Here is an 11851-nt window from a genome sequence, read left to right as displayed (position 1 = left end):
TCACTCATGGACCCGATCCGGCCTGCGTGAACGATCCTACCTTTCGTCAGGAGTTCCATCGCTGATCTGCTGCATAACTGCTCGGTCAAGAACGAGCAGTTATGCCGTATTTCAAGGTACAGGGTCGAAAATGGATATCAGTCAATCGGTGGACAGTGGCGACAAGGCTTTGATCATATTGCAGAGCCTGGTCTGCTATTTGCGTGAAAAGAACATTCTTTCACGATGCGATATCGAAGAATTATGCGAGCGCGTCGAGGCGCGTGAAAAGGAATTTCCCTGCGAGCAACAACAGGCCGCGGCAGCGGCGAAGGATATGCGCGATCTGGGCGAATATTGCGGGAAGAGATATGGCGGGAAACGGCGTCGCTGCCTGTAAGATACCGATCGACTGGATCATGATGCGGTCCTGCATGGCGCGACTTTGCCAAGCGATGGCCTGCAAATCGACATGGCGGGCGCGCGGAGTGCGATTATCGTAAATCCTCCCTTTGCCTGTGTTTGTTGTGCAATAACCGGGGAATCGACGGGGGAGCCATAGGGGAAGGAACATGTCTCCGGCGCGACATTTGTCGTCCCGGCGATAGTCGTGGCGGGGGCGTAGGGTGCGGTGTTGGCATAGCCTTCATCACAGTCGATAAAGATGAAATAGGATGAGTGATGCGCAATCCGTCAATAGTGGATGCAGGTCCGCAATCGATAGCGGAAAACGCATCGCTTTCCGCCGGCAGGCGATCACTGTTATCGTGGACAATTGTGGCGCTGTTTCTACTCAATTGCCTCAATTATATTGATCGACTGCTCTTCTCGGTCGCCCAGGAAATGATCAAGGTCGATCTCCATCTCAGCGATTTTCAGCTTGGCCTGATTGGCGGACCCGCATTCGCCATACTCTACACGGTCTTCAGTTTCCCGATCGCGCGCGCGGCTGACCGCGGTCGCCGGGTCAGGATCATCGCAATTTCGCTGACATTGTGGAGTGCAATGACGGCCTTTTGCGGAATTGCGGCCAATTTCGTTCAGATGCTCGTCGGGCGCGCTGCCGTCAGCATTGGCGAAGCGGGATGCACGCCGGCCTCGCATTCTCTGATCTCCGACGCATTCCCCGCGCAACGTCGAACGACCGCCATCGCCATCTTCGCGGTCGCTGGCCCCTTCGGCGCCATCGTCGCAGCGGTGGGCGGGGGCGCTCTGATCGCCGCTTATGGGTGGCGCACGGCTTTCCTCATCTGCGGGATGGCAGGCATCGTCATGGCTCTGCTGTTCCGCGCCACCGTACCGGAACCGCTGCGGAGCGAGCCCCGACCGCACCATGCCGCGTCTTTCATCGACACCGGCCGCCAGCTGCTGGCCCGGCGCAGCTTCGCCCTGGTGGCCGTCGCGGGGGGCGTCGCCGGGATCGGCAGCTATGCCAATCAACAATATATGGTGTCCTTTCTGATGCGCGGACATGGTCTGTCCCTGGCCAATGCTTCAGCACTGATGGGGTTGGTGATCGGTGGCGTCGGCATCGTCTTCACGCTGCTGGGCGGCCCGATGATGGACCTGGGCGCGCGTCGCTACCCGCGAATCAAGGCCTGGTTGCCTTCCTTCGGATTGCTCTGGTGTGGGGCGCTATATGCCTTCGCTTTTCAGATTCCGACGGTTGGCCTTGCTGTGGCGTTGATGGTGCTCGGATCCATGGGGCAGCACTTCTACATGCCTGCCATGTATGCGCACGGACAGGACGTGGCGCCCCCGCATATGCGCGCCATGGCCTCCGCCGTGATTATCGCCACAAGTTCCATATTAGGCTATGGATTGGGTCCGCCGCTGATCGGTCTTGCCAGCGACATATTGGGGGAAAGCGCGCGGGTGTCGGCAGGCATCAGCCTTGCCGAGTGCGCCAAGCGGGCAGTCGCGGCCTGTGAGGCGGCAAGCGCGCAGGGGCTGCGCCTGTCGCTCAGCCTGGGATCCTGCTTCTTCATACTGGCCGCCGGTCTGTTTGCATTGGCGAGCCGATGGGTAGTCGCGGACGTGCACGATCATGATCGACACTGACTTGCCATTCGCGATCTACAGGGAAATAATGATCCTGCGCTTTAGGATCGAGCCAAGATTTGATCGATGGCGAGGAGGTTGAGGATGCGACATGAAGCCGATCTTGGTCTGCCGCTTTGTGCCCCGCACACTGCGTCGCATTTCCATGTGGAACGGCGGTTCCATACCAATGGCATTTTCGCCGATATCCGTCACTTCGGATGGACTCAAAGCAGCCGATCGGTTTTTCAACCCGATTCCTACTATCTGGATTTTTCCATCGGCCCGCGCTGCCCCACTGCTCGTTTCTTCAACAGCGAACGCCAACTGGCAGATCCGCCAGGCGATGTCGTCTTCCTGCCCAAGGGTGGCGCATTTGCGACCCTGAGCGAACCGGGCGAACACAGCCTGCTGTGTCTGACATTTGAAAACGACCGGGCGATGCAACTGTTCGAGGATGACAGCGTCGCCGATCTGGCTGCATGTCAGGATGTTCAGATCGGTCGGGTGCGTCAGGGGCTTGCCCGTTTGGTGGAGGAATTGCGCAACCCGGGCTTTGGGCAGGATATATTGCTCGAAAGTATGGCGCTGATGCTCGTCGTCGAACTGTGCCGGCATTTTCGCCACGCCCCATATGATGATCGTAGCGCACATGGACAGATGCCCGGCTGGCGTTTGCGTCGCATCAAGGATAAGATAGAGGCCGATCTGGCCGAGATGCTTTCGGTCGCCGATCTGGCCGCCGAAATTCGTACCAGCCCGCGTCACTTGATTCGGACTTTCCGGGCCACCACCGGCATAACCCTGACCGATTATATCGCCAGCCGCCGGATCGCGCGTGCGCAAGACCTGCTTGTCCGCGACGAGGCGATGATCAAGGTAATCGCCGGCAAATGCGGCTTCCAGAGCGCCGCCGCTTTCTCGGCGGCCTTCCGGAAGGCGACCGGCATGACGCCACGCGAATATCGCGAAGAGCGTGGCGCATCGCGTTGAGCCCGCCTCTCAACCAATAGTCCATCCTCAACCCATCTAACGCGTCATGTCCGCCTGACGATGTTTGGGCGCTCCGGCTGTAGGCATCGGCATTGCGGGGAGCGCCCCGCCGCCGCCACAATCCGTCCCCGACAGAAAGGCGGATTTTCTCCATGACCAGCTATCTCGATCGACTGATCGCCGATCCCACCAGTTTCCATGACGCGCCCTATGCGCAGGCTTTCACGCTCAGCCGCGAGGAGATCGACAGGCTGCATTTGGAAGGCGCGCGCAAGCGCTTTGCCGAATTGCGGCCGGGCCTGTCGGTGCTGGACAAGCTGGCGCGAGAGCAGGGCATCGAGACCATCGAGACGATCGACGATCTGGCGCCGCTGCTGTTTCCGCACACCGTCTACAAATCCTATCCGATCAGCTATCTGGAGCGCAGCCGCTTCGACAAGCTCACCAAATGGCTCGCTGGCCTGACGACCAGCGACATTTCTCATGTCGATGCCAGCGGTATCGAGACGATCGACGACTGGATCGACCTGCTCGATGCGGAAACAAACCTGACCGTCCAGCATACGTCGGGCACCACCGGTAAGCTGAGCTTCGTCCCGCGCAGCAAGAAGCAGTGGCGCGAGACGATCGTCCATTCCGGGGTCATCATCCGCGACTGGTGGCCGGACCGAGGTCGGGACATTGTGAAGGACGGGATGCCGATCATCATTCCGGGCTATCGCTACGGCGCAGCCGCGATGCAGCGCGGTAACGGCATCCAGGTCGATCTCTATGCCAAGGGCGAGGAAAACACCTTGTTCCTCTATCCCAACGTCCGGTTCAGCGCGGACATCGCCTCGCTGGGCGGCCGCCTGCGCGCGGCGGAGGCGCGGGGTGAGGCCGGCATGATCGACATTCCGCCGGTCCTGCTGGAACGACGGGAGGCGCTGCTGGAGCTGGAGCGCCGCCGGCCCGACGATCTCAAACATTTCTTCAGCGAGGCGCAGCGGCGCTTCGGGGGGCGCGACGTCTATGTGACGGCGATGTGGGCGATCCTCTACGACTGGGCGGAGGAAGGGCTTAAGCGTGGCCTCAAGAACGTCTTCGGCAAGGGCAGCGTGCTGCTGACCGGCGGTGGCAATAAGGGCAAGGAACTGCCCGACGACTGGCGCGAGCGCGTGCTCGAGTTTCTGGGTTTCGATACCATCTATGAAATGTACGCCACATCCGAACAGATGGGTCTGTCGATGATGTGCGAGCATGGCTATTATCACATCCCGCCGATCCAGATCCCATTCCTGCTCGACCCAGCGACCGGCAAGCCCTTGCCGCGCAAGGACGGCCTGACCGGCCGCTTCGCCTCGTTCGACCTGATGCCCAATACCTATTGGGCCGGGCTGGTGACGGGGGATGAGATCACGCTGGCGGGCTGGGAAAAGCCCTGCGCCTGCGGCCGCACCGGACCACACGTCATTCCGCCGGTGCGTCGTTACAGCGAGAAAGAGGGCGGCGACGACCGCATCGTCTGCGCCGGTGCGCCCGAAGCGCATGATCGCGCCCTCGAATTTCTTGCCGAACTGTCGATGTGAGTAGAGCCATGACTGATCCATTCCGCGTGCCCCTGATCATCCGGGGCCAGATTATCGACGATGCCGACATCGACTATGGCGGCCGCCGGGGCGGTGTCAGCTTTTCGGCGCCCGACATCGCCAAGCATGTCGCGCGATTGCCGTTGCGCACGCCTTCAGCCATGGCCGATCTCTATGCACTGAGCTTCAAGGAGATACTCGATTTCCTCGTTGCCTTGGGGGAGCGGCTCGATTTCGGTCAGAACCGGCATTTGCAGGAGGCGTTTCGCCTGTCCTGCCTGACCTCCGGTCTGTCGGAGAGCATATTGCGCGTCCATTTCCAACATATCGGCGCGGCTTTCGATCGGACCGAAATGCGGCGGATGATGGAACGCTCCTGCGGCATCGACTATCTGGAAGGCTGGGTGGATCAGGGGGCTGGCAGATTTCCGGGTCTCACCGCCCGCACGCGCGCCTTCGGTGCGCGGACCGTGCACGTCATTGCCGGCAATGCGCCGATCGTGTCGATCCTGACGGTGATCCGCAATGCGCTGACCCGGTCCGACGCGATCATCAAGCTGCCGTCCAACGATCCGCTGACGGCCGCCGCGCTGGTGCGCACCATGGTCGAGATGGACCCCGACCATCCGCTGTCGAAACATGTCTCCGTCGCCTATTGGAAAGGCGGCGACGATCAGGTGGAGTCGGCAATCTACGATCCGCGCGGCGTTGAGAAGATCGTTGCCTGGGGCGGGTTCGATTCGGTCAAGCATATCACGCGCTATCTGCAACCGGGCATCGACCTCATCACCCAGGACCCCAAGCTGTCGGGGACGATCATCGGTCGCGAAGCCTTCGCCGACGAGGAGACGCTGGAGCAGGTGGCGCGCCGTCTGGCGCTCGATATCGGCGCGCAAAATCAGGAAGGCTGCGTGTCCGCACGCGTCATCTATGTCGAATGCGGCACGGACGAAGCCGGGCTGGAGTGTGCCAATCGGCTGGGGCAGATGACCTTCGACGCTCTCCAGCGCCTGCCCGATCATCTGAGCACGCCGCACAAGGCGTTTGACGGTGCGCTCAAGGCCGAGATCGACGGCATCCGCCTCAACGACGAGGATTATCGCATCTTCGGCGGCCGCACCAACGAAGGCGCGGTGATCGTGAGCCAGGAAGAATATCCGGTCGATTTTTCGCGCACGCTCGCCTGCCGGGTGGGCAATATCGTGCCCATCGACAGCCGGGAAACGGCCGTCAGTGCGGTCAACGCCTATACCCAGACGATCGGCATCTTTCCCGAAAGTCTCAAGGACGAGCTGCGCGACCGCCTCGCCTTTCAGGGCGCGCAGCGGATCGTATCGCTGGGCGGGGCTGCGACGATGCAGCATAATATGGAAAGGCAGGACGCGATCGAGCCGGTCCGCCGCATGGTGAAGTGGGTCACGGAAGAACAGGCATCGGGCGAGATGCTGGCTGCGCTGGCAGGCTGAGAGGAGCCAGGGACATGGTGAAAGCTGATCTGGTGATCCGGGGCGGCACGATCGTCGACGGGCAGGGCGGCGATCCGTTCGAGGCGGACATTGCCATCGTTGATGGACGTATCGCGAGGATCGGCGTTGACGTCGAGCGGGGGCGAGAGGAGATCGACGCCCGCGACCTCCTCGTCACGCCCGGCTTCGTCGATGTTCATACCCATTATGACGGACAGGTCACATGGACGGACAGTCTGGTGCCGTCCACCGACCATGGTGTCACCACCGTCGTTATCGGCAATTGCGGTGTCGGCTTCGCGCCGTGCCGGCCGAAGGACCGCGAAGCGCTGGTCAACGTCATGGAGGGGGTGGAGGACATTCCCGAAGCGGTGATGGCCAAGGGCCTGCCCTGGAACTGGGAGAGCTTCCCAGACTATCTGAAATCCCTGGAAGCGCGCGCATGGGACGCCGATGTCGGCGCCTATATTCCCCATTCGCCCCTGCGGGTCTATGCGATGGGCCAGCGCGGGCTGGATCGCGAGCCGGCGACGGCAGCGGATGTCGCGCGGATGGCGCAACTGGTGGCGGAGGGGATGGCGGCCGGGGCGCTTGGCTTTGCCACATCCCGTTCGCTGGTGCACCGGCGCGGCGACGGCGCGTTCATCCCGTCCTTTCAAGCGGACAGCGACGAACTGGTGGCGATCGCCCGATCGGTCGGGGATGCGGGGCGCGGCGTGCTGCAGATGATCCCCAATCTCGATACCGCCGACTGGGCCAGCGATCTCGACCTCATGAAGCGCATGACCAGCACGTCGGGGCGTCCGTTGACCTATTCGCTCGCCCAATGGTCGACCGATCCGCAGGGTTGGCGGCGCACCATGGATGCGCTCGCCGAACATAATCGCAGCGGCGCGGCGCCAGTGCTGGCGCAGGTTTTCCCCCGGCCGATGGGTGCGATGTGCGGGTTATCGACGTCGGCCAACGCGTTCAGCCATTGTGCAAGCTATCGTGCGATCGCCGACCGGCCGCTGGCGGAAAAGGTCGCCATCATGCGTGATCCCGCCTTCCGCGCCCTGCTGATCGCGGAGGAGCCCGACGAGACGCCGACGCCGCTGCATCGCTTGCTGCGGACATGGGACAATATCTATCCGCTGGGAGCCGAGCCCGATTATGAGCCGTCACCAGACCAGAGCATCGCCGCGCTGGCCGGACAGCGCGGCGTCAGCCCGGTCGAACTGGTCTATGATCTGATGCTGGAGCAGGATGGCCATGCGCTGATCCTGATGCCCTTTTCCAATTATGCGGAAAGGTCGCTCAACCCTGCCCTGGCCATGATGCGCGATCCCTACAGCATCGTGGGACTGGGCGACGGCGGCGCGCATTATGGCATCATCTGTGATGCCAGCTATCCGACCACGATGCTGGCCTATTGGACCCGCGATCGGGCTGGCGAGCAACTAACGATCCCGGCGGCGGTCAAGGTTCTGAGCGCGGACAATGCCGACTTCCTGGGACTGCGGGACCGGGGGCGGCTGAAGCCGGGATTGAAGGCCGACATCAACCTGATCGATCATGGTGCGCTGCACTTGCATGCCCCCCATGTCGTGCATGATCTGCCCGGCGGCGGGCGCCGTCTGGCGCAGCAGGCCACCGGTTATCGCGCCACGATGGTCAGCGGGGTCATCACCCGGCGGGACGGCGCCGATACCGGCGCGCGTCCCGGAAGGCTCATCCGCGCCGCCTGATCAAGCGCGCGGCCGGATATTTGTGCCGCCCGTCAGCCCATGGCGGATGAAGGGTGAGGCGAGGAAATCATGCGGAAAGCCGAGCGGCGTGCGGCTCACCGTATCCAGCCGTTCCAGTTGCGCGGGCTCCAGCCTGACGCTAAGCGCGGCGACATTGTCCGCATATTGCCGCATTGTCCGCGCGCCTAGCAGCGGCGAGACGACTGCCGGATTGGCAAGGGTCCAGGCGATCGCCACTTGCGCCGAGGTGACGCCCATCTCGTCGGCGACGGCCTTCACCGCGTCCGCAATGGCCACCACGCGCGCATCGACGCGGCCTGCCGCTTCGAGCAGGGAGCCACGGCCGCCAGCCTCGCCGGCATGGGCGCTGCCACCAGTCGCATATTTGCCCGACAACATGCCGCTCGCCAGCGGCGACCAGGGCATGACGCCGATACCCAGCGCCTTGGCGGCGGGGATAAGGTCGCGCTCGGCCGTGCGCTCAACCAGATTATATTCGGACTGCAAGGCCACCAGCTGGCTCCAGCCACGCAATTCCGACATGGTCTGCAACCGGGCCATCTGCCAGGCGGGAGTATCCGACAGTCCAAGATAGAGGATTTTCCCCTGCGTCACCAGATCGTCGAACGCGCGCAATATCTCGTCCGCCGGCGTCATGTCGTCCCAGACATGCAGGAAGAACAGGTCGATCCGGTCCGTCTTCAGTCGCTTGAGGCTGGTTTCGACCGTCTGCACCATGTTGCGGCGGCTGTTGCCGGCGGCATTGGGATCGCCGACTGAGCGGGTCAGCGAATATTTGGTGGAAAGAACCAGCCGTTCGCGCTTTGCCTCTGCGAACTTGCCCGCCAATATCTCCGACGCGCCGTCGGCATAATAGCCCGCCGTGTCGATGAAGTTGCCGCCCTGATCGACATAGCTGTCGAAGATACGGCGGGATTCCTGCTCGTCCGCACCCCATTCTTCGCCAAAGGTCATGGTTCCCAGCGCCAGCGGAGAAACGCGCAGGCCCGAGCGGCCGAGCAGGCGATAGCTGTCGAGCGACAGCGCCTGAATAGTCGTCTGTGTCATGATCTGGTTCAATCTTTCGCTGCTTCCGTGACGACCCAATGCATCATCTTGTGCACGGGCCATCCCCCATCGTGCGGCAGGCCGCCGAATTTTCCGGTGTTGATGTTGCCCAGGCCGACGATGCGCTGGGCGCCCGCCGAGGCAAGCCCGTCGCGCACCTCGGCAATGCGGGAGGGGGGATAGACGCCGACCGACTGGGTCGCGACGGTGACATGCTGGATCGCGTCCGCAAGCCGATCGACGGTGACGACATTGACGAGCTTGCCGCCCGGATTGAACGACACCGGTTCGCTGGAGCGGATGACCATGCCCCGGCCGTCGGGCCGCCCGAACAGGCGATAGATGGGCTCCAGATTGCCCAGCATGTTCAGTTCCTCGATCAGCATGGCGGGCGGCAGCGGGCCGTCGGACCCCGCGCCATAGCGGATGTCCTGGCCCATCGCCTCCACCAGCGCTTCGCAATAGCGGTCGACCTGATCGTCCGATCCCTCGATGAACTGGAAGCGGGCGCAACTGCACGCATCCTGGTTGAAGGCGATGATGTCGGCCGCGCTTCTTTCGGCGACGGTCGAGAGGGGGACGCCGTCAAAGGCTTCGCGACCGATCAGCGAGATGGACACCTTCGGATCGAAGGACATGATCTCGAAGCCCGGCGCGGCATATTGCATGGCATGGCGCACCGCCGCCTCGCCGCCCCAAACGGCGAGCTTGTCGAAATATTGCGAGCGCAGGATGTGATTTTCGATGCTGGCATCGCCGCCGCGCCAGTAAGCGGCGGAAAAGGACCGCGTCACCGGATGGTTGGGGCCGACATCCGCCATCGTCCGCAGCAGGGCGGTCGCCGTGAACATGTCGTTGGACGGCATTTTCAGCAGGTGGACGCCCTTGCTGATCGCCCCTCGGACGATCGTGACCGGCGGCACGATCGGGGCGTTGCCGGCCAGAATATGCACCATACGCGGCGGGAAGGCGCGGATGTCGAAGGCCGTGCCCTGAATGTCGCGTCGCGCCCATCCATCCAGCAGGTCAAGCGATCCCAGCGACTGTTCGGCCTCCGCCTCGACCGAGTCGCGGGTGAAGAACCAGGCGATGTCGCGGTAGCAATTCTCGAGAATGCGCGCGCCCAGGCTGTTACAGCGCAGATTATAGGCCGCGGCCTCCTGAAGATGGATATTCCGGTCGAAATCGAGCGCCTTGCCGACCTCGACGAGGAAATCCACGATCTCCGCAAGCTGCGTGTCGAAGGCGGGACCGGGCTGGCTGCGTTGCCAGATCAGCGAGTCCAGATCGATCGACGGGGTCATGACCGTCGAGCCGCTGGTCCGCGAACGATGCTCCACGGCGGCGTCGAGTTGAACCACACCCTTTATCACATGGGGAACGAGCAGCCGATCATTATCAGCGATGATTTCATGCAGCATGTCTGCCTCCTGTCGTTCAGGCCGCGACCGGCTGGGGCGCGGTGATCGATCCGCGCACGTAGGAATCGATCGATCCGGCGCAACTAAGCTTGTCCTCGCCCTCCTCCAGATCGGCGTAGCGGGCGATGGCATGGGCGACCGGCGTCTTCACGCCTTCCAGGCCGGAGCCGAATTCCACCTGCACCTTGTCGCCGGAAATGATGCCGCCCCACCGGCCGTCCGCCAATATGTCGAAGAACGCCATGCGGCCTTCCACCCGGCCCGTATCCTTGGTCGTGCCCAGCAGCGTTTCGCCAGGCTTGTCGAGGATGAGGGGGATGATCCATGGCGGCACTGCATAGGATTCGGTCGGCTGGATCTTGGCGCAGAAGCCGCTCATTTCGACCATGGCATAGGAACTGGTGATGCGGTCCGGCGTGACGCCGAAAAAGCCCATAATCTGTTCCTTATAGTCGGCTGGGACCGCTGCCCCCTTGGTGCCTCCGCCAAAGCTCATCAGCGTGTCGGGATGGAAATCGCCATCCTCGATCCCGCGTGCGCGCAGAGCCTGCACGATCTGCCAGGCGACGCCATACATGACGCCGATATAGAGCGGGCGATCCCGGCGGCTGACAAGCAGGTCCATCCAGGCGTCGAACTCGCCGGCGCGCGCCTGCTGACGGGCCTCGATCTCCGCCTCGTAGGCGGCGATCTCACCGGGACCGACCTTGCCGGCCGCCAGCAGGCGGCGCAGCTGCGCGGGGCGCATGGCGTCGAAGGCGCGCATCGGATAGTCGCTCAGGCGATGAAATTCGCCGGGCGCGGCCCAGCGCGGGAAATGGACGTTGCAGAATTCGATCATCTTATGGGTGCCGCGCGGCGGCATCATGGTGAAGACCGAGCGGCCATGATCGGGGGCATAGGCCGGTGTCGACAGGTCGGCCGCGGCCAGACAGGCGGCGAGCGACAGGTCGCGGTCCTGCGTCGACTGATTTAGGAAAGAGGATTTGCCCGACGTCCCGCTCGACGCGAAGACATGGTGGCCCGCCGCCCTGGCGCGATCCAGCCATTCGTCGATGTCGCGCACGTCCGCAACGTCGATATTGTCGGTGGCATGGCTGCTCAGCGTACCGAGCCACATGTTCATATGCTTCCACTGGCCATTGTCGACGAACGCTTCGGGATAGCTCTTATAATTGGTGTGGGCGAACAGGAGCGGGACGAGATCGGCCAGGCTGTCGATCCTGCCGATGCCAGCTTCCTTCGCCCGCTTGTCGAGCACCCTGATCTGCTGGCGGCGCTCAGCGAAGCGCTCGCGCGCCGCTTCCAGTTGCAGGTCGGCCAGATTGTCCGGGGCGTTACGGAACGGATCGGGCGACCGGGCAAGGGCGATCAATTCGTCAACGGCGCTCATCAGTGAAAACTCCTCTCAGCTTTGCCGGGAAGTATAGGCGACGCCCGATATTTGGCCGCTCGATTCACTGTTATGGGGAGGACATACTATTCTCAGCATGACCTTTCCGCCCGATGGCGTGCCGATCCCTCCATCAAAATCCAATGGCTATCTTTCGGCAGGGCAGAAGGGGGCCGCCTCGCGCCATGATGCCCGC

General features: G+C 62.8%; 9 protein-coding genes. 6 read left to right on the top strand and 3 right to left on the bottom strand.

The window, feature by feature from the left end; all coding sequences use genetic code 11:
* Positions 1 to 130 precede the first annotated feature (130 nt).
* The 6 genes from SKA58_RS17465 (at position 131) to SKA58_RS17440 (ending at position 7773) form a co-directional block, all read left to right on the top strand.
* Entirely contained in the window at positions 131 to 379 is a 249-nt protein-coding gene (locus tag SKA58_RS17465; protein ID WP_009823818.1) for a hypothetical protein, read from the top strand.
* A gap of 377 nt (positions 380 to 756) precedes the next feature.
* Positions 757 to 2040: a spinster family MFS transporter gene (locus tag SKA58_RS17460; protein WP_009823817.1), complete on the top strand. Its 1284-nt coding sequence runs from the start codon at positions 757 to 759 to the stop codon at positions 2038 to 2040.
* 84 nt (positions 2041 to 2124) lie between these two features.
* Positions 2125 to 3012, top strand: coding sequence for a helix-turn-helix domain-containing protein (locus tag SKA58_RS17455; protein WP_009823816.1), 888 nt, complete (start codon positions 2125 to 2127; stop codon positions 3010 to 3012).
* Positions 3013 to 3164: 152 nt separating this feature from the next.
* Positions 3165 to 4580: a hypothetical protein gene (locus SKA58_RS17450; RefSeq protein ID WP_009823815.1), complete on the top strand. Its 1416-nt coding sequence runs from the start codon at positions 3165 to 3167 to the stop codon at positions 4578 to 4580.
* Between the two features lie 8 nt (positions 4581 to 4588).
* Positions 4589 to 6046 (top strand): acyl-CoA reductase, encoded by a 1458-nt coding sequence (locus SKA58_RS17445; protein WP_009823814.1) that lies wholly within the window; start codon positions 4589 to 4591, stop codon positions 6044 to 6046.
* Positions 6047 to 6060: 14 nt separating this feature from the next.
* The gene (locus tag SKA58_RS17440) at positions 6061 to 7773 is read left to right on the top strand and encodes an N-acyl-D-amino-acid deacylase family protein (RefSeq protein ID WP_009823813.1); all 1713 of its coding nucleotides are present in this window, start codon (positions 6061 to 6063) and stop codon (positions 7771 to 7773) included.
* Here SKA58_RS17440 and SKA58_RS17435 read toward each other — a convergent pair whose 3' ends face one another.
* Genes SKA58_RS17435 through SKA58_RS17425 form a run of 3 tightly spaced genes read right to left on the bottom strand, consistent with a single transcriptional unit; the run spans position 7774 to position 11655 of the window.
* Complete coding sequence (locus tag SKA58_RS17435; RefSeq protein WP_232209483.1) at positions 7774 to 8841, bottom strand: aldo/keto reductase; 1068 nt, start codon at positions 8839 to 8841, stop codon at positions 7774 to 7776.
* Between the two features lie 8 nt (positions 8842 to 8849).
* Complete coding sequence (locus SKA58_RS17430) at positions 8850 to 10262, bottom strand: acyl-CoA reductase (RefSeq protein ID WP_009823811.1); 1413 nt, start codon at positions 10260 to 10262, stop codon at positions 8850 to 8852.
* A gap of 16 nt (positions 10263 to 10278) precedes the next feature.
* Positions 10279 to 11655, bottom strand: coding sequence for a hypothetical protein (locus tag SKA58_RS17425; RefSeq protein WP_009823810.1), 1377 nt, complete (start codon positions 11653 to 11655; stop codon positions 10279 to 10281).
* Positions 11656 to 11851: the final 196 nt, after the last annotated feature.

The sequence above is a fragment of the Sphingomonas sp. SKA58 genome (assembly GCF_000153545.1).
In the GTDB taxonomy this organism is placed as follows: domain Bacteria; phylum Pseudomonadota; class Alphaproteobacteria; order Sphingomonadales; family Sphingomonadaceae; genus Sphingobium; species Sphingobium soli.
This window is presented reverse-complemented; position numbering and strand designations above follow the sequence as displayed.

Bases quoted from the DNA above. Each gene is read 5' to 3' on its own strand.
- SKA58_RS17455 (WP_009823816.1), top strand. From the start codon at position 2,125: ATGCGACATGAAGCCGATCTTGGTCTGCCGCTTTGTGCCCCGCACACT.
- SKA58_RS17425 (WP_009823810.1), bottom strand. From the start codon at position 11,655: ATGAGCGCCGTTGACGAATTGATCGCCCTTGCCCGGTCGCCCGATCCG.
- SKA58_RS17465 (WP_009823818.1), top strand. From the start codon at position 131: ATGGATATCAGTCAATCGGTGGACAGTGGCGACAAGGCTTTGATCATA.
- SKA58_RS17440 (WP_009823813.1), top strand. From the start codon at position 6,061: ATGGTGAAAGCTGATCTGGTGATCCGGGGCGGCACGATCGTCGACGGG.
- SKA58_RS17435 (WP_232209483.1), bottom strand. From the start codon at position 8,841: ATGACACAGACGACTATTCAGGCGCTGTCGCTCGACAGCTATCGCCTG.
- SKA58_RS17445 (WP_009823814.1), top strand. From the start codon at position 4,589: ATGACTGATCCATTCCGCGTGCCCCTGATCATCCGGGGCCAGATTATC.
- SKA58_RS17450 (WP_009823815.1), top strand. From the start codon at position 3,165: ATGACCAGCTATCTCGATCGACTGATCGCCGATCCCACCAGTTTCCAT.
- SKA58_RS17430 (WP_009823811.1), bottom strand. From the start codon at position 10,262: ATGCTGCATGAAATCATCGCTGATAATGATCGGCTGCTCGTTCCCCAT.